Below are 18,098 nucleotides of genomic sequence, written 5' to 3' on the forward strand. Positions count from 1 at the left end.
AGAGCCTGATTTCTAACAGTTTTTCGGGCCGCGTCAAACGGTCTCGCCCGCGACTCCTGAGGGAGGGGTATCGCACGTCGCCTCCTCGCCCCCTTTGGGGGGAGGGCGCTACTGCGCCGCCATGGCCTCGGCCTGGCGCAGGTCCACCGAGACCAGCTGGGAGACGCCGCGCTCGGCCATGGTGACGCCGAACAGGCGGTCCATGCGGGCCATGGTCACCGGGTTGTGGGTGATGGCGATGAAGCGGGTCTGGGTCCGCCGGCGCATCTCGTCCAGCAGGTTGCAGAAGCGGTCGACATTGGCGTCGTCCAGGGGCGCGTCCACCTCGTCCAGCACGCAGATGGGCGCCGGGTTGGCCAGGAAGACCGCGAAGATCAGGGCCGCGGCGGTCAGGGCCTGCTCGCCGCCGCTCATCAGGCTCATGGTGGCCATGCGCTTGCCGGGCGGGCAGGCATAGATCTCCAGGCCCGCCTCCAGGGGATCGTCGCTCTCCACCAGGCGCAACTCGGCCTGGCCGCCCTCGAACAGGCTCTCGAACAGGGCCTTGAAATGCTCGTTGATGACGTCGAAGGCGGCCACCAGGCGCTCGCGGCCCTCGCCGTTCAGCTCGTCGATGCCCTGGCGCAGCTTGGCGATGGCGCCGGTGAGGTCGGCCTTCTCGGCCTGCATGGTCTCCAGGCGTGCGGCGTGCTCGGTCGCCTCCTCCTCGGCCCGCAGGTTCACCGGCCCGATGGCGTCGCGCTGGCGCTCCAGATTGTAGAGGTGGGCCTCCATGCCTCCGGCGTCGCCGGGGATGGCGATGGCCGCGTCGGCCAGGCTCTGGGCCAGCTGCTCGGGCTCGACCCGGGCGGTCTCGCGGATCTGGGCGGTGATCTCGGCCAGGCGCTCGGCGGCGGCCTCCAGCTTCGCCGACAGACTGGCGCGCAGCTCGCGGGCCTCGCCGGCGGCGGCGTCGCTGGCGCGCACGGCCCGGTCGGCCTCGGCCCGCGCGCCCTCGGCCTGGGCGAGCGCATCGCTGCTCTTGGCCCGGCGGGCCTCGGCGGCGCTCAGTTCGTCCAGCAGCTTCTCGAAGCGCTGCTGATGGGTGGCTGGCGCCTCGTGGGCCTGGTCCAGCAGCGCCTTGGCCTTGGTCCGCGCTTCCTCCAGATGCTCCAGGCGCTTGGCTGCGGCCTGGGCGCGGCGGGTCCAGTCGTCGCGGTCGCGGCTCAGGTTTTCCAGACGCCGCGCCCGGCCCTCGCGTTCGCGGGCCTCGACGTCCATGGCGCTGCGGGCCTCGGCGGCGGCCTCGCGGGCGGGACCGGCGGCGGCGCGGGCGGCGGCTAGGCGGGCGGCGATGTCGCCCACCGCGGTGTCCTCGGCCGAGTCCGACTGGGCGACCCGCAGGATCGATTCGGCGTCGGCCAGCTCGGCCTCGAAGCGGCGGATGACGTCGTCCAGGGACTGGGCGTGGGCCTCGCGGCGGGTGGCCTCGCGGTCGAGCTTCTCCAGCACGGCGCGGGCGGCGGCCACCTTCTGCTCGGCGACCGGGGGCTGCCGGCGAGCCTCGCGCAGGGCGTCCTCGGCGGCGCGGACCCGGGCGTTGGCGGCCGCCTGCGCGTCGCGGGCGGTCTTGGCCCGGGGCTCCAGGGCCTCGATCTCGGTCTCGACCTCGGTGAGGCGGGTCTTCTGCTCCATCCGCACGGCGGCGGGCTTGGGGGCGTCGGCCCGGGCGGTGAAGCCGTCCCAGCGCCACAGGTCGCCCTCCTTGGAGACCAGCCGCATGCCCGGCTGCAGACCGGCCTGCAGCCGGTCGCCGTCGGCGCGGCTCACCAGGGCGACATAGGCCAGGCGGGCGGCGAGTTCGCGGGGAGCCTTGACCAGGGGGGCCAGCGGCGTGGCGCCCTGCGGCCAGGCCGGCGCCTCGGCGTGGTGTCCGCCCCAGAAGGCGGGCGCCTTGGGGTCCAGGGCCGCGTCCAGATCGTCGCCGAGGGCGGCGGCCAGGGCCTGCTCATAGCCTCGGTCGGGGGAGACGGCGTCGAGGGCCGGGGTGAAGCCGCCGCGCTTCTGCTGGGCGACGATGCCGGCCAGGGCGCGGGCCTCGGCGGTGAGGCGGCCGAGCTGTTCGTCGGTCTTGCGGGCCGCCTCGCGGGCGGTGAGCTCGGCCTCCTGGGCCTTGGCGCGCGCCTCCTCGGCGGTCTCCAGGGCCGCGCGCAGGGCCGTGAGCGTCGCCTCGGCGCGCTCCAGCTCGGTCTTGGCCTCGGCGGCCTGGGGATTGATGGCCGGGCCGATCTGTTCGCGTTCGTGCCGGGCCTGCTCCAGGGCGCGGCGGGTGCGATTGACGCGGCCCTGCGCCTCCTCGACCCGGGCGGCGCCGGCCCGGCGGCGAGCCTCCTCGGCGGCGGCCTGGGCGGCCAGGGCCTCGACGGCGGCGTCGGCCTCCACGCGGGCGGCCTCGGCGGCGCGGGCGGCGGCCTCCAGTTCCGGCGCGCGCTCGGGGGCCGCGGCGATGGCGGCCTCCAAGGCCTCCAGGTCGCCGGCCATGCGGGAAAGGGCGAGCTGCGAGTCCTCCACCATCTGGGTCTCGCGGGCCCGGTCGGCGTCGATGCGGGCCACCTCGCCCGTCAGACGCTCCACCTCGGCGGCCAGGGCCTCGCCCTCGCGCTCCAGGCGGTCGCGGTCGATGGCCAGGCGGTGCAGCACGGCCGCAGCGATGGTCTCGGCCTCCCGCAGAGGCTTGATCTGCTCCTCGGCGGCGGCCGCCGCGGTGGTGGCCACGGCGGCCTGCCGGGCGGTGGCCTCGACGGCGGCGATGGCGGCGGCGGCCTCGGCCTGCAGCCGTTCGGCCGCGCCGCGGGCCTCGTTCCAGCGGGCGTAGAGCACCGCGCCCTGCAGGGCGCGGATCTCCGCCGACATCTTCTTGTAGCGGTCGGCCTGGCGCGCCTCGCGCTTCAGCCGGTTGAGGGCGCTCTCCAGCTCCTTGGCGACGTCCTCCAGCCGGGTGAGGTTGGTCTCCGCCGCCCGCAGCCGCAGCTCGGCCTCATGGCGCCGCGTGTGCAGGCCCGAGACGCCGGCGGCCTCCTCCAGGATCATCCGCCGGTTCTGCGGCTTGGCGGCGATCAGTTCGGAGATCTGTCCCTGGCGCACCAGGGCCGGCGAGTTCGAGCCGGTCGAGGCGTCCGCGAACAGCAGCTGGACGTCACGGGCGCGCACTTCGCGGCCATTGATCCGGTAGGTGGAGCCCTCGCCCTTGTCGATGCGGCGCACCACCTCCAGGACCGGATGGTCGTTGAAGGCCGCCGGCGCCTTGCGGTCGGCGTTGTCGATGGTGAGCATCACCTCGGCGTGGTTCCGCGAGGCCCGGCCGCCGGAGCCGGCGAAGATCACATCGTCCATCCCGCCGGCCCGCATGGCCTTGGCGGAATTGGCCCCCATCACCCAGCGCAGGGCCTCCAGCAGGTTCGACTTGCCGCAGCCGTTGGGTCCGACAATGCCCGTGACTCCGGGCTCGATGCGGAACTCGGTCGCATCGACGAAGGACTTGAAGCCCGAAAGGCGAAGCCGCTGGAAGTGCACTTTTGTGCGGGACCCTTCCTACTTCTTGGCTTGGGCCGCGGCGATGGCGGCGTCGAACTCGGCCAGGGTGGCTTCGCCTTCCTTGAAGGTCTTGCCGTTGATCTGGAAGGTCGGGGTGGAGGTGATCTTCTGCTCCTTCGAGGCCTTCTCGACGCGGGCGTTGAGCGCCTTCAGGGCCGCCTCGTCGGTGATGCAGGCGTTGAACTGCGGCTCGGTCATGCCGGCCGACTGGGCCACCCGCAGCAGGACGCCGCGCATGTCGCCGGTGGTGAACATCTCCTCCTGGGAGTGGAACACGGCGTCCAGGACGCTGAAGTACTTGTCCTTGCCGGCGCAGCGGGCGGTGAGGAAGGCGGCGGCGGCCACCTCCACCGGCGGGGTCAGGAACTCCTTGAAGGTGTAGTGCACCTTGCCGGTGTCGATGTATTTCGCCTTGAAGGCCGGGAAGACCTCATTGTTGAACTTGGCGCAGTGGACGCAGGAGGCCGAGGCGTACTCGGTGATCTGCACCGGCGCCTTGGGGTCGCCCAGGGTCATGTCGGCGGCGTCGGTCTTGCCGCCGCCCTTGGAGCAGCCCGCCAGAGCGAGCGCGCCCATGACGGCGACGACGAGGAGGCGGCGGCTGAAGTTCGGCATTTGAGCCCTCTACGGAATTCCGAATGAAAGATTAAAGCGCGATTCCCCCGAGGACGGGGGCAAAGTCAACGGCTGCGGCGATCGCGCATCACGCCGCGACCCAAGCTCAGCAATGCGGCCTTCAGAGGGCCGTCGGGCGCATCGGCCAGGCTGGCGGCCAACCTGGCCTCCTCGCCGGCGTCCAGGGGGGGCAGGGGACGACGCACAGGCTTGACCCGCTCGGCGTTCACGTTTCGCAGTGGCCCCTGGACGATGCGCAGCTTGTTCACCGCGCCGGCCCCCAGGAACAGGTTCACCCGGGCCACGATCTCGGGCGCCTGGTGCTGGATCAGGGCGGCGGCCGCGCCGGCCACCCGGATCTCCAGGGCCGCGGGCTCGCCGGCCTTCACCTTGGACAGCTTCACCGGTTCGGTGCGCTTGGCGATCTGCTCGCCGACGATCTCTTTCCAGCGGGCCTGAAGGGCGCCGGGTCCCTGGCCGAAGCGGGCGTCCAGGTCCTTCAGCAGCTTGGACAGCCCCCGCCCCGCCGCCGGCGGCGGCCGACGCTGCGGCCGGGTCCGCTTGCGCGACAGGATGAAGGCGGCCTCCGCGGGGGATGGAAGGGGGCGCTTGGGCATGGCGGCATCTTACAGCGTCGGCGCCCGGTCGGTCATCAGCCAGAAGACGAGGGAATCTCACGAACGGCGCGAACAGGAGCGCCGGGGCTTCTCTCCATGTGTCATCCCGGTTTCCGCGCAGCGGAAGACCGGGACCCATACGCACCGATCCGTCCTGCAGGCCCGGCGCGTCTGGGTCCCGGCTCTCCGCTTCGCTGCGGCCGGGATGACACCTGTTGTTTGTTCGCACCGTTCGTCAGGTTCCCCTCTTCCTTCCGTCCGCCTTGACGCCCCCTGTCTCAGGTCCCAATCACCAGCCAACAACCCCGGGGGGCCGCAACCATGTCCGACAGCACGCCAGCGGCCTCGCACCGCCGCATCCTGGCCGCCAGCCTGGTGGGGACGGCGGTCGAGTTCTACGATTTCTACATCTACGCCACCGCCGCCTCCCTGGTGTTCGGCAAGCTGTTCTTCCCCTCGGCCTCGGCCTCGGCCCAGCTGATGAGCGCCTACGCCACCTTCGCTCTGGCCTTCTTCGCTCGGCCCCTGGGCGCCGCCGTGTTCGGCCACTTCGGCGACCGGCTGGGCCGCAAGTCGACCCTGGTGGCCTCGCTGATGCTGATGGGGGGCTCGACGCTCGCCATCGCCTTCCTGCCCACCTACGCCCAGGCCGGTTGGGTCGCGCCGTTCCTGCTTTGCGTGCTGCGCTTCGGCCAGGGCTTCGGCCTGGGCGGGGAGTGGGGCGGGGCGGCCCTGCTGGCGGTGGAGAACGCGCCCCCCGGCTGGCGCGCCCGCTTCGGCATGTTCCCCCAGCTGGGCGCCCCGGTGGGATTCATCGCCGCCAACGGCCTCTTCCTGCTGCTGGGCGTGCTGCTGACCCCCGAGCAGTTCCTGGCCTGGGGCTGGCGCATTCCCTTCCTGCTCTCCATCGTCCTGGTGGGCGTCGGCCTCTGGGTGCGGCTGAAGCTCACCGAGACCCCCGCCTTCGCCCAGGCGCTCAAGGAGGCCCCGCCCGCCAAGGCGCCCCTGGGCGAATTGCTGCGGGACTACCCCCTGCAGACCCTGGCCGGCACCTTCGCCGTGGTCTGCTGCTTCGCCATCTTCTACCTCACCACCGCCTTCGCCCTCGGCTACGGCACCACCAAGCTGGGCTACAGCCGGGAGACCTTCCTGGGGGTGCAGCTGGGCGCCATCGGCTTCATGGCCGCGGGCATCGTCGCCGCCGGCTACTGGGCCGACGCCACCAGCCCGCGCCGCGTGCTGATGGCCGGCTGCATCGCCACGGTGGCGGGTGGCTTCCTGTTGGCCCCGATGATGGGCTCGGGCTCGCTGTGGGCGATATGGGCCTTCCTGTCCCTGGGCCTGGTGATGATGGGCCTGGTCTACGGACCGCTCGGCGCCTTCCTGCCGGGCCTGTTCCCGGCGCGGGTCCGCTACACCGGCGCCTCGGTGGCCTTCAACATCGGCGGCATCCTGGGGGGCGGCCTGGCGCCCATGATCGCCCAGGCCCTGGCCGACCGGGGCGGCCTGGTCCCGGTGGGCTACTATCTCAGCGGCGCGGCGCTGATCAGCCTGGTGGCGCTCGCCCTGGTGAAGAGGGATCCCGTCCCCACGACCCTGAGCGCTCCGCCCCTGTGACCGTCGAGGCCCTCCGCGCCAAGCTGCTCGCCTGGTACGACGCCGAGGCGCGGGATCTCGCCTGGCGGGTGGGGCCGACCGACGGCCGGGCGGGGGCGCGGGCCGATCCCTATCGGGTCTGGCTGTCGGAGGTGATGCTGCAGCAGACCACCGTTCCCCACGCCACCCCCTATTTCCTGAAGTTCACCGCCCGCTGGCCGACGGTCAGCGCCCTGGCCGCCGAGGCCGATGGCGAGGTGATGGCCGCCTGGGCGGGCCTCGGCTACTACGCCCGGGCCCGCAACCTGCTGGCCTGCGCCCGGGCCGTGGCCAGCGAGCACGGCGGCGTCTTCCCCGACACCGAGGCGGCGCTGCGCGCCCTGCCGGGGCTGGGCCCCTACACGGCCGCGGCGGTGGCGGCCATCGCCTTCGACCGGGCCACCAATGTGGTGGACGGCAATGTGGAGCGGGTGATCTCTCGGCTGTTCGCGGTCGAGACGCCCCTGCCGGACGCCAAGCCCGAGCTGAAGCGCCTGGCGCAATCCCTGGTCCGCGAAGAGCGCCCCGGCGACTGGGCCCAGGCCCTGATGGATCTCGGCGCGACGATCTGCAAACCCAAGTCGCCGCTCTGCGACCGCTGTCCCCTGGCGGCCGACTGCGCGGCCCTGGCGACCGGGGCGCCGGAGACCTATCCGCGCAAGACCGCCAAGTCGGTCCGGCCCCACCGGCACGGCGTGGCCTATGTCCTGACCCGGGGCGACCAGGTGGCGCTCGTCCGACGGCCGCCCAAGGGTCTGCTTGGGGGGATGCTGGCCCTGCCCAGCAGCGACTGGCGGACCGCGCCCTTCGCCGAGGCCGAGGCCCGGGCCGCCGCGCCGGCGCCCGCCGACTGGCGGCACGTGGGAGAGGTGGAGCACGGCTTCACCCACTTCACCCTGACCCTGAAGCTGCTGCGGGCCGAGGGCGAGGCCGACGGCGTGATCTGGTCGCCCAGGCGCAATCTCGACGGCCTGCCCAGCGTGTTCCTGAAGGCGGCGCGAGCGGCGCTGGCCAATCTGCTCTAGGTCTTGGCGGGCTCGGCCGCGATCTCCCGGGCCCGGGGAAAGAGGAAGGACAGGGTCACCAGGGCCGTCAGCGACATGGCGAGCGCCGCCGCCGGGATGGCCGGCACGCCATAGGCCGCCAAAGCCGCGCCGCCCACCGTGGAGCCCAGGGCCTGGCCCACCGAGATCACCGAACCATTCAGCGCCAGAGCCACGGGGGCGCCGCCGGTGGCCTGGATCAGGCTCGACTGGATCACCGGCGTGATGGAGAACAGCGCCGTCGCCGCCAGGAAGATGCCGAGCGCCACCAGCACCGCGCTGGGCCAGCCCGAGGGCAGGACATGATGGGTGGCGGCGAAGTGGACGCTCATCGCCGTGGCCTGGATGATGAAGCCCTGCAGGATCCAGGACCGGCCGGCGTTGCGGTTGGCGGCCCGCGCCCCCAGCCACAGGCCGGCGATGGAGCCGACCCCGATCATCGCCTGGAAGGCGCCGACACCGGCCCCGGTCACGCCCGCGCCGACCCGAACGATCGGGGCGATGTACAGGTTCAGGGTCATGTTGGCGGCGAAGGTCAGGAAGGTGGTCAGGTAGAAGGGCCAGATGGTGGGCAGGAGGCTCTTCACCGTGTCCCCGCCGCCCTCGCGCTTGGGTGGGGCGGGGATCTTGGGCAGGAAGAACAGCACCGCCAACAAGGCGAAGAGGGACAGGCCCGCGGCGAACAGGAAGGTGGCGCGCCAGTCGAAGACCGAGCCGATGATGCTGCCCAGCGGGATGCCCACCACGAAGGCCAGGGTCATGCCGCCCGAGACCATGGCCAGCGCCGAGCCCCGACGTTCCGGGGGGACGAGGGAGGCGGCGGCCACGCTGGCGGCCGGACCCGACATGGCGCCGGCCAGACCCGCCAGGGCGCGCAGGACCATCAGGGCGCTGAAGTTGGGGGTGAAGGCGCAGGCCACGTGCAGGGCCGCGCCCAGGGCCAGGGCCGCCACCACCATGATCTTGCGGTCGACCCGCCCGAACAGCCAAGCCGCCACCGGCCCGAGCGCCGCCGAGGTCAGGACGAAGACGGTCTGGAGCTGACCCGCCACCGCGGTGGTGACGCCCAGATCGGCAGCCAGACTTTCCAGCAGGCCGGCGAAGATGAAGGCCCCGGACCCGAAGGCGAAGGTCACCAGGGTCAGGACATAGATGCGCGGGTTCATGCGCCCAAGCTTAGACGCGACCGTACCGACCGCCAGACAAAATGCCCGGCGGCCGGCGGATTTCCGGTCAGGCCGCCAGTTGCGCCAGGGAGGAGCGCATCTTCATCCGCAGGACGTCGATGGGGGCCAGGCCCTTGTCGGTCTTGAAGTGCCAGTAGGTCCAGCCGTTGCAGGCCGGCGCCGACTGCACCATGGCCCCCACCTTGTGGATGGAGCCGGCCATTTCGCCGATCACCAGGCTGCCGTCGGCCCGCACCCGGGCCGAGCGCTCGCCCTTGGAGCAGTAGAGCATGTCGCCGGGGCGCAGCATGCCCGACTCCACGATCTGGCCGAAGGGGATGCGCGGCTCCGAACGCTTGGAGCCCATGACCTCCAGATCGGCCTCGGTGAGGGGGACCACCTTGGCGATCCGCTCGCGGGCGATCTTGGCGTAGCCCTCGTCGCGCTCCAGGCCGATGAAGCGGCGTCCGAGCTGCTTGGCGGCCGCCCCGGTGGTGCCGGTGCCGAAGAAGGGATCCAGGATGATGTCGCCGGGCTTGGTGGACGCCAGGATCACCCGGCGCAGCAGGGCCTCGGGCTTCTGGGTCGGGTGGGCCTTGACCCCGTTCTCGTCCTTCAGGCGCTCCTCGCCGGTGCACAGGGGGAAGGTCCAGTCCGACCGCATCTGCAGGTCGTCATTGGCCATCTTCATGGCGTCGTAGTTGAAGGTGTAGCGGCGCGACCCCCGGCCCTTGGCGGCCCAGATCAGGGTCTCGTGGGCGTTGGTGAAGCGGGTGCCCTTGAAGTTCGGCATCGGGTTGGACTTGCGCCAGACGATGTCGTTGAGGATCCAGAACCCCAGGGTCTGCAGGATGGCGCCGACCCGGAAGATGTTGTGGTAGCTGCCGATCACCCATAGGGCGCCGTCGTCCTTCAGGACCCGCTGGCACTCGCTCATCCATTCCTTGGTGAAGCGGTCATAGGTCTCGAAGCTCTCGAAGCGGTCCCACTCGTCGTCGACGGCGTCGACCTTGGAGTTGTCGGGACGCAGCAGGTCGCCGCCTAGCTGCAGATTGTAGGGCGGATCGGCGAAGACCAGGTCGACGGACTTCGACGGGAGCTTCTTTAGCTCCTCGATGCAGTCGCCCAGGATGACCGTGTTGATGGCAAGTTCGCCCATATCCGCCTCGCTTCTAAGGAAACGGAATCCTGAGTCATCGTGGTGAAGGGTAGGTGTCCAAACGTGGTGAACGGACGGTTAATCGCTCAATTCAACCACTTAACCCAGGCGCCGTGCGGATGGACCTTGGCCAGGACCCGGTCTTGTCCGCCGGGCCAGACCGTTAGCCGCACCTCCATGTTGGTCATGTGGTCCGGCGGCGGCTCCATGCGCAGCCAGGCGAAGGGAGCTTCCGGGGTGGCCGCCGCGCCGTGATCGGCGATGGTCCGGGCGAGCGCCGCCTGGCTGTCGGCGGGCATGTATTGCCAAAAGACCGAGTGGTAGAGGACGGCCACGGCGCCGGCCTGCGGCGCGGCGACGCGGGCGGTCCAGGCCACCGCGTCGGCGGCCTCCACCGAGACCCCCAGGGACATCGCCAGGTCGATGGCCGCCCGGATGCGGTCCAGCCGCTCGAACTGGTCGGGCCAGATATAGGCCAGCAGCCGGCGGCGCTGGACCGGATCGGTCAGGTCGCCCGGCCGGCGGTCGCAGGCCGCACGCTCGATCACCTCCACCTCCGCGTCCACCGGCGGCGGGCCGCCGCTCCACTCGGTGTCCATGACCACGAGCGCGTTCGGATCGCCCCAAGCTGCTTCGCCAAACTGGTAGCGGTACTTGTCCCAGTTCAGGTTCAGCCCGGCGCTGGCGGCGATCTCGAAGGCCCGTAGCGGCAGGCCGGTCTCCCGGGCGATGGTCAGGAAGCCCGGCGCCAGGCAGACCGAGCGGCGAACCTCGTTGGTCTGAGGCTCGTGGGTCATGAAGGCGGCCAGTCGCTCCCGATGATGGAGGATCGCCGTTCGCGCCGCGATCCAGGCGCCGGCGGCGTCGGCCGGACGTCCGGGCTTCGGGTAGGCGGCCGCCAGGGCCGGATCACCGCCGCTGAGCACCAGGTCGTGCAGGCCGCCCAGCAGGCGCAGGGGCATAGCGTCGTCGAACAGCTTGCGCAGGTCGGCCTGCGCCCAGGGGGTCAGCAGGGCCGCCACCGGACCGCCGGCCTCGAGGTCCTCGGCGGCATGGTCCAGCAGGTCGCCGTGGAAGGGCGAGCCGAGATTGCGGCAACCGGCGGCTTGCAGGCGCAGCGATCGGGAGAGTTCGGGATTGTCCATGACCGCGCTGTCCCGCCGGGGCGGGGAGGGGTCAATCTTGATTCAGCAGATCAAGCTCGCCGTTCACCAGTTCGCCGGCCATGGCCAGTTTCACCGGGGCCCAGCCCATGCGGTGGATCTCGCAGGGACCCAGGGTCCGCAGGGCCTCCACGTGGATGGGGGCGTGATAGCCCTTGTGGGCGGCGAAGCCGTAGCCGGGATAGAGGGCGTCCATCTCCAGCATCAGCCGGTCGCGGGCCACCTTGGCCAGGATGGAGGCCGCGGCGATGGAGGCGCTGATTCCGTCGCCCTTGATCACCGTCTTGATGGGGCAGGGCAGCTTGAAGCCGTAGTTGCCGTCCACCAGGGCGAAGGCCGGCTCCACCGACAGCTCGCCGATCGCCCGGCACATGGCCAGACCCGCGGCGTGCAGGATGTTGAGCTCGGCGATCTCCTCGACGCTGGCGAAGCCGACGCCCCAGGCGATCGCCTTGTCCTTGATCTCCAGTTCGAGGGACTCGCGCTGCTTGGCCGACAGCTTCTTGGAGTCGTTCAGGCCCTTGGGGATCTTGCGCGGATTGAGGATCACCGCGCCGGCCGAGACCGGCCCGGCCCACGGCCCGCGCCCGGCCTCGTCCACGCCGCAGACCGGCGTTGGGCAGGCCTTCTCCAGCAGCATGTCGGGGCCCTTGGCCATCAGGCGCTCATCCGGTCGATGGGGCCGTGGCGGTGGCAGCAGGTGAGGTGGTCGTTCACGAAGCCGGTGGCCTGCATGAAGGCGTAGACGATCACCGGGCCGACGAACTTGAAGCCCTTCTGCTTGAGCCCCTTGGCCATCTGCTCGGCGACCTCGGTCTTGGCCGGCACGTCGCCGATGGACTCCCAGCGATTGTGGATCACCCGGCCGTTGGTGAAGCTCCACAGGAACTGGGAGAAGTCCTCCCCCTTGTCGCGCATGTCCAGATAGATGCGCGCGCCTTCGATGGCCGCGTCGATCTTGGCGTTGGAGCGCACGATGCCGGCGTCGGCCATGAGCCGGGCCCGGTCGGCGTCGCCGAAGCGGGCCACCACCTCCGGATCGAAGTCGGCGAAGGCGGCGCGGAAGGCGTCGCGCTTCCTCAGGATGGTGATCCAGGAGAGTCCGGCCTGGAACCCGTCCAGCACCAGCTTCTCCCACAGGGCGCGGGATTCGTATTCCGGCACGCCCCATTCCGTGTCGTGATAGGCCTCGTACAGGGGATCGCCCTGCATGCCGCGCCAGCCGCAACGAATCGGTTCGGGAGTCATGGCCGACCTTTTCGCAGGCGCGGCGGCGGCCGATCAAGCGGGACCGGACAAGATGGCGTTCGAAGGCTTCAACCTGTCGCGGGTGGATGTTGGCGAGGCGACCCTGCGGGTCCGCCATGGCGGCTCGGGCCCGCCGCTCCTGCTGCTGCACGGATACCCGGAGACCCACATGATGTGGAGCCGGGTGGCGGGCGACCTGGCGAAGGACTTCACCGTCATCGCCCCCGACCTGCGTGGCTATGGCGAGAGCACCGCGCCGCCCACGACGCCGGACCACGAGACCTATTCCAAGCGCGCCATGGCCCGCGACGCCGTCGCCCTGATGAAGCATTTCGGCTTCGACCGCTTCAACCTGGCTGGCCACGATCGCGGCGGGCGGGTCGCCTACCGCCTGGCCCTCGATCATCCTGATGTGCTGCTGAAGCTCTCCATCCTGGACATCATTCCGACGGCCGATGTCTGGAAGCGGGCCAACAAGGCCTTCGCGCTGGCCTATTGGCACTGGTCGTTCCTGGCGCAGGCCCACCCCTTCCCCGAGACGGTGATCGGCGCCGATCCGGCGTATTTCCTGTTCCGCGGTTCGGGCGGGATGTTCGATCCCGAAGCCTATGCCGATTATGTCCGCTGCCTGCGGAACCCGGCCATGGTCCACGCCATCTGCGAGGACTATCGCGCCTGCGCCTCCTATGACGTCGCCGCCGACGAGGCCGACCGGGGCAAGGCGAAGATCAAGGTTCCGGTCCAGGTGCTCTGGGGCTCGAAGGGCGCCCTGGCCGCCTGGTACGACGTCCTGGCGATCTGGCGCGACTGGGCCGACGACGTGCAAGGCCACGCCATCGAAAGCGGCCACTTCATCCCCGAGGAGAACCCGGCGGAGACGCTGAAGGCGTTGCGGGGGTTCTTCCTCGGGTAGCCCCCAAGTGTCATCCCGGAAAGCGCGCAGCGCTTGTCCGGGACCCAGATGCGCGGGGTGTGCAGGATTGGGCGGTGCTTCTGGGTCCCGGTCTTCCGCGTGCCGCGGAAACCGGGATGACACCCAGAGTTAAAGCGGCATCCAGCTCGGCCGGTCCACCGCCACCGGCTTGCCGTCCGCCGTCAGCTCGCCATCAAGCCGGTCCAGCCGCACCAGGGCCATCGCCCGCCCGTCCCGCCCAGACAGCACCTCGCCCGCCCGGCGGTCGCCCAGCAGCACCTCGGCGTCGAAGGCCGGCGGGGCGCCTTCGAAGGTCAGAGGCAGCATGCGGTTCTTGATCTGGCCCCGGCGCTTCATGCGCGAGGTGGTCTCCTGGCCGACGAAGCAGCCCTTGTGGAAGTCGATGCCGTTCAGCAGGTCGAAATTGGCCTCGATGGGATAGGTCTTCTCGCTTCCCCAGTCGGCGGGGCCGGGCACGCCGAGCGCCAGGCGGTGGGCGTCATAGGCGGCCTCGTCGACCTCCAGCGCGTCGGCGGGCGTCGCCGCGCCATAGCCGCGCCAGCCCAGGGCGGGCAGGCGCGGATCGGCGATCCAGCCCTCGGGCGTCGGGCCCTCGCCGAACAGGGCCGCCACCGGGGTCTCGTCGGCGGCGATCGTCACCTTGGCCCGCAGACGGTACATGGTCAGCCGCAGGATCAGGGCCTGACGGCTCTCGGCCAGCACGTCCAACCAGGCCCCGGCCGCCCGTCCCACGATGAAGAGGTCGAACAAAAGCCGTCCTTGCGGAGTCAGAAGGGCGCCGAAGCGCGCCTCCCCGGGCGCGAGGGTTTCAACATCCTGGGTGATCAGGCCCTGGAGGAAGTCGCGCCAGTCCTCGCCGGAGAGCGAGATCAGCGCCCGGCTCTTCAGGACGGCGTGGGAAAGAGCTGTCGTCATGGATTCGCAGTTAGGGATCGCGCGGGTGGAGCGCCAGCGCCGCGAGCCTTATAGAGGGGCGATGACCCCCGGGTCCTTCCCGATTCTGTTCATCACCGCCACGCGGATTGGCGACGCCGTGCTCTCTTCCGGGCTCATCCGCAAACTGCTGTCCGAAATCCCCAGCGCCCGTTTCACCATCGTCGCCGGCCCCGTCGCCGCGCCCCTGTTCCTGGACGTCCCCAACCTGGACGAGATCATCGTCTTCGAGAAGGCCAAGGACGGCCGCCACTGGTTCCGGCTGTGGCGGCAGGTGCGCAAGCGCCGCTGGGGTCTGGTGGTGGACCTGCGCGGCTCGGCGATCTCCGGCTTCCTGAAGCGCGAGCGCCGGGCGGTCTACCGCCGGCCGCCCACCCCGGTGCACAAGGTGATCGAGGCCGCCCGCGTGCTGCAGATCGAGGACGATCCGCCGGCGCCCTATCTCTTCACCTCCAGCGACACCGAGACCCTGGCCATGGACCTGACGGCCGGCGACGGCCCGATCCTGGCGCTGGCCCCCTCGGCCAACTGGGTGGGCAAGACCTGGCCGGTGGAGCGCTTCGCCCAGACCGCCATCCAGCTGCTGGGCGAGGACGGGCCCCTGGCCGGCGGTCGCCTGATGGTGCTGGGCGGTCCCGAGGACGCCCAGGCCACCCAGTCCCTGCGCAACGTGGTCCCCAAGAGCCGGTTCATCGACCTGGTGGGCAAGGTGGACCTGCTGACCGCCTATGCCTGCCTCAAGCACGCGCGGCTGTTCATCGGCAACGATTCGGGCCTGATGCACATCGCCGCCGCGGCCGGCGCGCCCACCGTCGGGCTGTTCGGCCCCTCCGACGAGACTCTCTACGGCCCCTGGGGCCCCGACACCCGCGTGGTGCGCGGACCCCGGGATTTCGCCACCATCCGTGCGGTTGACCCTGGCTTCCAGCAGGCGCTCTGTCACATGATGGACCTCCCCGTCGACACCGTGGTCACCGCGGCGCGCGACCTGCTTGCCAAGACAACCGGGACAAGATGAGCGAGACCTACGACCTGATCATCCGGGGTGGCGAGGTGGTGAACCACGCCGGCCGGGGCCTCTCCGACGTCGGCGTGCGCGCCGGCAAGATCGTCGCCATCGGCGACCTGTCCCAGGCCTCGGCCGCCGAGGTCTTCGACGCCAAGGGGCTCACCGTCCTGCCCGGTGTCATCGACACCCAGGTCCACTTCCGAGAGCCCGGCCTGGAGTGGAAGGAGGACCTGGAGAGCGGGTCCCGCGCCGCCGTCCTGGGCGGAGTGGTCGCCGTGTTCGAGATGCCGAACACCGAGCCCACCACCACCGATCCCGACGCCCTGGCCGACAAGCTGGCGCGCGCCAGGGGCCGCATGCACTGCGACCACGCCTTCTATGTCGGCGGCACCCACGAGAACGCCGTCTTCCTGGGCGAGCTGGAGCGCCTGCCCGGCTGCTGCGGGATCAAGGTGTTCATGGGCGCCTCCACCGGCAGCCTGCTGGTGCAGGACGACGAGGGCATCGAGCAGGTGCTGCGTCACGTGAACCGCCGCGCAGCCTTCCACTCCGAGGACGAGTACCGCCTGGCCGAGCGCCGGCCGCTCGCCCGCGCCGGCGACTGGACGAGCCACGAGGAGGTGCGCGACGCCGCCTCGGCGCTGGAATCCACCCACCGCCTGGTGCGCATCGCCAAGGCGCTGGGCAAGCGCATCCACGTCCTGCACGTCACCACCGCCGAGGAGATGGTCTTCCTGGCCGCCAACAAGGACGTGGCCAGCGTCGAGGTCACGCCACAGCACCTGACCCTGACCGCGCCGGAGGCCTATGAGCGGCTGAAGGGCTACGCCCAGATGAATCCGCCGATCCGCAACAAATACCATCAGGACGGCCTGTGGGACGCCCTGGCCGCCGGGGTCGCCGACGTGCTGGGCTCCGACCACGCGCCCCACACCAAGGAGGAGAAGGCCCGGCCCTATCCGGCCTCGCCCTCGGGCATGCCTGGCGTTCAGACCCTGGTGCCGGTGATGCTGACCCACGTGGCCAACGGGCGGCTGAGCCTGGAGCGCTTCGTCGACCTCACCAGCCACGGCGCCAACCGCCTGTTCGGCATGGCCGACAAGGGCCGCCTGGCGGTGGGCAACGACGCCGACTTCACCATCGTCGACCTGAAGGCCAAGCGGATCATCAAGCACGAGGACATGGCCAGCCGCGTCGGCTGGACCCCCTTCGACGGCTTCGAGGCCACCGGCTGGCCCATGGCCACCATCATCCGCGGCCGGGTGGTGATGCGCGACGACGAGGTCATCGCCCCGCACCTGGGCGAGCCGGTCCGCTTCGCCGAGACCCTGGGCGGCTAGACATTTCTTTCCCGCCCTGTCGAATCCGCTCCGGGCGGCGCGTCTCTCCCGCGGAAGACACGCTGAAAAGGAGATTTCGATGCAATACATGCTTCTCGTCTACGAGCCCGAAGGCCGTGAGCAGAGCGCGGAGGGGCGGGCCAGCCTGATGGAGCTCGGTGCCCGGCACAGGGCGCTGGCCGAGCAGATGCGCCAGGCCGGGATCATGCAGGCGGGCGCGGGCCTGCAACCGGTCGCCACTGCCACCACGATCCGGACCTCGGCCGCCGGCCAGACCCTGCATGACGGTCCCTTCGCCGAGACCCGCGAGCATCTGGCCGGGTTCTACATGATCGAGGCGGCCGATCTGGACGAGGCGCTCAAGTGGGGCCGGCAGGTGCCCAACAGCCCCGGCGGTAGTTGCGAGGTCCGGCCGGTGCTCAACCCCTGAGCATGGACATCGGGCGGGCGATCTCGGAGGCCAGACCTCGCGTCGTGGCCGCCCTGGCCGCCCGTCTGCGCGACCTGGACGCCGCCGAGGAGGCCTTCGCCGAGGCCAGCGCGGCGGCGGTGCCGGCCTGGCGCGCCCAGGCCCCCCGTGATCCGGCCGCCTGGCTGTGGCGGGCGGCCTGGCGCCGCGCCCTGGACGCTCGGCGCCGCGCGGCGGTGCGTCGGAGGCAGGTCCCCGATGAGCCGCCGCCGGCGCCCTCGCAGGAGGACGAACTGATCGCCGCCGATGACCCCATCCCCGACGAGCGCCTGCGGCTGATCTTCGTCTGCTGCCATCCGGCCATCGCCGCCGACACCCGGGCGGCCCTGACCCTGAAGGTGGTCTGCGGCCTATCCACCGATCGCCTGGCCCGCGCCTTCCTGATGGCCGAGCCGGCCATGCTGCAGCGGATCACCCGGGCGAAACGCAAGATCCGCGACGCTGGCGTGCCCTTCGAAGTTCCGGGGCCCGAGTCCTGGCCCGAGCGGCTGGAGGCGGTCCTGGCCACCCTGGAGATCGCCTACGCCCAGGCCTATGAGGACGCGGCCCTGGCCGCCGAGGGCGCGCCCTTCGCCCAGGAGGTGCTGCGACTCTCGGGCCTGCTGGTCGAACTCATGCGGCGGGAGGGCGAGGTGTTGGGCCTGGCCGCGCTGGTCCGCTTCGCCGAGGCGCGGCGGCCTGCGCGCCTGGATGACACCGGCGCCATGGTCCCGCCCTCAGAGCAGGACATGGCCCTGTGGCGCGGCGACCTGATCACCGAGGGTGCAGGACTGCTGGACGCGGCCGCCGACCTGGGCGGGACTGGGCCGCGCTGCCTGCTGGCCGCCGTGCACGGTCTGCACCTGGCGCGGCGGGAGACCGGCGTCACGCCCTGGTCGGCCATCGTTGACCTCTACGACGCCCTCAGCCTGTTCCGTCCCGACGCCGTGACCGCCGTCAACCGCGCCGTCGCGGTCGGCGAAGCCAGCGGTCCCGCGGCCGGTCTGACGGCCCTGGCTGAGGTCCCGGGCGTCGAGCGGCTGGCGGGATGGCTGCCCTACCAGGCCGCCCGCGCCGGCCTCTGCGCCCGTGCGGGCCAGACCGAAGACGCCCGCGGGGCCTATCGCGCCGCCCTCGCCCTGAAGCCCGCGCCGGCCGAGCGGCTGTACCTGGAACGCCGGCTCGCCGCCCTGATCTGAAGGTTTCACCCTTTCC

The 18,098-nt window shown here is 71.3% G+C and carries 16 protein-coding genes; 7 read left to right on the top strand and 9 right to left on the bottom strand.

Translation table 11 applies throughout. The annotated features are described in order from the left end of the window. Positions 1 to 108: 108 nt before the first annotated feature. From smc to AC1RN5_RS14010, 3 genes are all read right to left on the bottom strand, one after another. Entirely contained in the window at positions 109 to 3,552 is a 3,444-nt protein-coding gene (smc, locus tag AC1RN5_RS14000; protein WP_493041760.1) for a chromosome segregation protein SMC, read from the bottom strand. 18 nt (positions 3,553 to 3,570) lie between these two features. Continuing rightward, positions 3,571 to 4,188, bottom strand: a complete 618-nt coding sequence (locus tag AC1RN5_RS14005) for a thioredoxin domain-containing protein (RefSeq protein ID WP_493041761.1) — start codon at positions 4,186 to 4,188, stop codon at positions 3,571 to 3,573. A gap of 65 nt (positions 4,189 to 4,253) precedes the next feature. After that, the gene (locus tag AC1RN5_RS14010) at positions 4,254 to 4,805 is read right to left on the bottom strand and encodes a DUF721 domain-containing protein (protein WP_493041762.1); all 552 of its coding nucleotides are present in this window, start codon (positions 4,803 to 4,805) and stop codon (positions 4,254 to 4,256) included. 321 nt (positions 4,806 to 5,126) lie between these two features. On the opposite strand from AC1RN5_RS14010, the gene AC1RN5_RS14015 reads away from it, so the two are divergent. Then, positions 5,127 to 6,422 (top strand): MFS transporter, encoded by a 1,296-nt coding sequence (locus AC1RN5_RS14015; RefSeq protein WP_493041763.1) that lies wholly within the window; start codon positions 5,127 to 5,129, stop codon positions 6,420 to 6,422. Next, a complete protein-coding gene (gene mutY, locus AC1RN5_RS14020; RefSeq protein ID WP_493041764.1) occupies positions 6,419 to 7,465 on the top strand; it encodes an A/G-specific adenine glycosylase in 1,047 nt (348 codons plus the stop codon). The genes AC1RN5_RS14015 and mutY overlap by 4 nt, the downstream gene beginning before the upstream one ends. Here mutY and AC1RN5_RS14025 read toward each other — a convergent pair. The 5 genes from AC1RN5_RS14025 to AC1RN5_RS14045 all read right to left on the bottom strand — a co-directional run bounded on the left by AC1RN5_RS14025 (position 7,462) and on the right by AC1RN5_RS14045 (position 12,219). Beyond that, on the bottom strand, positions 7,462 to 8,649 hold the full coding sequence (locus AC1RN5_RS14025) for an MFS transporter (RefSeq protein ID WP_493041765.1): 1,188 nt from the start codon (positions 8,647 to 8,649) through the stop codon (positions 7,462 to 7,464). The two genes, mutY and AC1RN5_RS14025, sit on opposite strands and share 4 nt — an antisense overlap. A 67-nt stretch (positions 8,650 to 8,716) precedes the next feature. Next, the gene (locus tag AC1RN5_RS14030; RefSeq protein ID WP_421934649.1) at positions 8,717 to 9,808 is read right to left on the bottom strand and encodes a site-specific DNA-methyltransferase; all 1,092 of its coding nucleotides are present in this window, start codon (positions 9,806 to 9,808) and stop codon (positions 8,717 to 8,719) included. An 86-nt stretch (positions 9,809 to 9,894) separates the two neighbouring features. Next, complete coding sequence (locus tag AC1RN5_RS14035) at positions 9,895 to 10,953, bottom strand: DUF2332 domain-containing protein (RefSeq protein WP_493041766.1); 1,059 nt, start codon at positions 10,951 to 10,953, stop codon at positions 9,895 to 9,897. A gap of 31 nt (positions 10,954 to 10,984) precedes the next feature. Then, a complete protein-coding gene (gene rnhB, locus AC1RN5_RS14040; RefSeq protein WP_493041767.1) occupies positions 10,985 to 11,629 on the bottom strand; it encodes a ribonuclease HII in 645 nt (214 codons plus the stop codon). After that, complete coding sequence (locus AC1RN5_RS14045; RefSeq protein WP_493041768.1) at positions 11,629 to 12,219, bottom strand: DNA-3-methyladenine glycosylase I; 591 nt, start codon at positions 12,217 to 12,219, stop codon at positions 11,629 to 11,631. The genes rnhB and AC1RN5_RS14045 overlap by 1 nt, the downstream gene beginning before the upstream one ends. 52 nt (positions 12,220 to 12,271) lie before the next feature. Here AC1RN5_RS14045 and AC1RN5_RS14050 point away from each other — a divergent pair, with 52 nt between their 5' ends. Then, complete coding sequence (locus AC1RN5_RS14050; RefSeq protein ID WP_493041769.1) at positions 12,272 to 13,132, top strand: alpha/beta fold hydrolase; 861 nt, start codon at positions 12,272 to 12,274, stop codon at positions 13,130 to 13,132. Positions 13,133 to 13,261: 129 nt separating this feature from the next. Here the strand turns inward: AC1RN5_RS14050 and ygfZ are convergent, their stop codons facing one another. Beyond that, on the bottom strand, positions 13,262 to 14,068 hold the full coding sequence (ygfZ, locus tag AC1RN5_RS14055) for a CAF17-like 4Fe-4S cluster assembly/insertion protein YgfZ (protein ID WP_493041770.1): 807 nt from the start codon (positions 14,066 to 14,068) through the stop codon (positions 13,262 to 13,264). Between ygfZ and AC1RN5_RS14060 the strand changes: the two genes are divergently transcribed. The 4 genes from AC1RN5_RS14060 (at position 14,067) to AC1RN5_RS14075 (ending at position 18,082) form a co-directional block, all read left to right on the top strand. Continuing rightward, on the top strand, positions 14,067 to 15,104 hold the full coding sequence (locus AC1RN5_RS14060; RefSeq protein WP_493041771.1) for a glycosyltransferase family 9 protein: 1,038 nt from the start codon (positions 14,067 to 14,069) through the stop codon (positions 15,102 to 15,104). The two genes, ygfZ and AC1RN5_RS14060, sit on opposite strands and share 2 nt — an antisense overlap. Further along, the gene (locus AC1RN5_RS14065) at positions 15,101 to 16,435 is read left to right on the top strand and encodes a dihydroorotase (RefSeq protein ID WP_493041772.1); all 1,335 of its coding nucleotides are present in this window, start codon (positions 15,101 to 15,103) and stop codon (positions 16,433 to 16,435) included. Before AC1RN5_RS14060 ends, AC1RN5_RS14065 begins: the two co-directional genes overlap by 4 nt. A 79-nt stretch (positions 16,436 to 16,514) precedes the next feature. Then, the gene (locus AC1RN5_RS14070) at positions 16,515 to 16,865 is read left to right on the top strand and encodes a YciI family protein (RefSeq protein ID WP_493041773.1); all 351 of its coding nucleotides are present in this window, start codon (positions 16,515 to 16,517) and stop codon (positions 16,863 to 16,865) included. Positions 16,866 to 16,909: 44 nt separating this feature from the next. Continuing rightward, positions 16,910 to 18,082 (top strand): RNA polymerase sigma factor, encoded by a 1,173-nt coding sequence (locus AC1RN5_RS14075; RefSeq protein WP_493041774.1) that lies wholly within the window; start codon positions 16,910 to 16,912, stop codon positions 18,080 to 18,082. The last annotated feature ends 16 nt before the right edge of the window (positions 18,083 to 18,098 follow it).

This window comes from Phenylobacterium sp. GW821-FHT12F10, from assembly GCF_058806695.1.

Bases quoted from the DNA above. Each gene is read 5' to 3' on its own strand.
- AC1RN5_RS14060 (WP_493041771.1), top strand. From the start codon at position 14,067: ATGGATTCGCAGTTAGGGATCGCGCGGGTGGAGCGCCAGCGCCGCGAG.
- AC1RN5_RS14025 (WP_493041765.1), bottom strand. From the start codon at position 8,649: ATGAACCCGCGCATCTATGTCCTGACCCTGGTGACCTTCGCCTTCGGG.
- AC1RN5_RS14045 (WP_493041768.1), bottom strand. From the start codon at position 12,219: ATGACTCCCGAACCGATTCGTTGCGGCTGGCGCGGCATGCAGGGCGAT.
- AC1RN5_RS14070 (WP_493041773.1), top strand. From the start codon at position 16,515: ATGCAATACATGCTTCTCGTCTACGAGCCCGAAGGCCGTGAGCAGAGC.
- AC1RN5_RS14050 (WP_493041769.1), top strand. From the start codon at position 12,272: ATGGCGTTCGAAGGCTTCAACCTGTCGCGGGTGGATGTTGGCGAGGCG.
- AC1RN5_RS14030 (WP_421934649.1), bottom strand. From the start codon at position 9,808: ATGGGCGAACTTGCCATCAACACGGTCATCCTGGGCGACTGCATCGAG.
- rnhB (WP_493041767.1), bottom strand. From the start codon at position 11,629: ATGGCCAAGGGCCCCGACATGCTGCTGGAGAAGGCCTGCCCAACGCCG.
- AC1RN5_RS14010 (WP_493041762.1), bottom strand. From the start codon at position 4,805: ATGCCCAAGCGCCCCCTTCCATCCCCCGCGGAGGCCGCCTTCATCCTG.
- AC1RN5_RS14015 (WP_493041763.1), top strand. From the start codon at position 5,127: ATGTCCGACAGCACGCCAGCGGCCTCGCACCGCCGCATCCTGGCCGCC.
- AC1RN5_RS14035 (WP_493041766.1), bottom strand. From the start codon at position 10,953: ATGGACAATCCCGAACTCTCCCGATCGCTGCGCCTGCAAGCCGCCGGT.
- AC1RN5_RS14005 (WP_493041761.1), bottom strand. From the start codon at position 4,188: ATGCCGAACTTCAGCCGCCGCCTCCTCGTCGTCGCCGTCATGGGCGCG.
- ygfZ (WP_493041770.1), bottom strand. From the start codon at position 14,068: ATGACGACAGCTCTTTCCCACGCCGTCCTGAAGAGCCGGGCGCTGATC.
- AC1RN5_RS14065 (WP_493041772.1), top strand. From the start codon at position 15,101: ATGAGCGAGACCTACGACCTGATCATCCGGGGTGGCGAGGTGGTGAAC.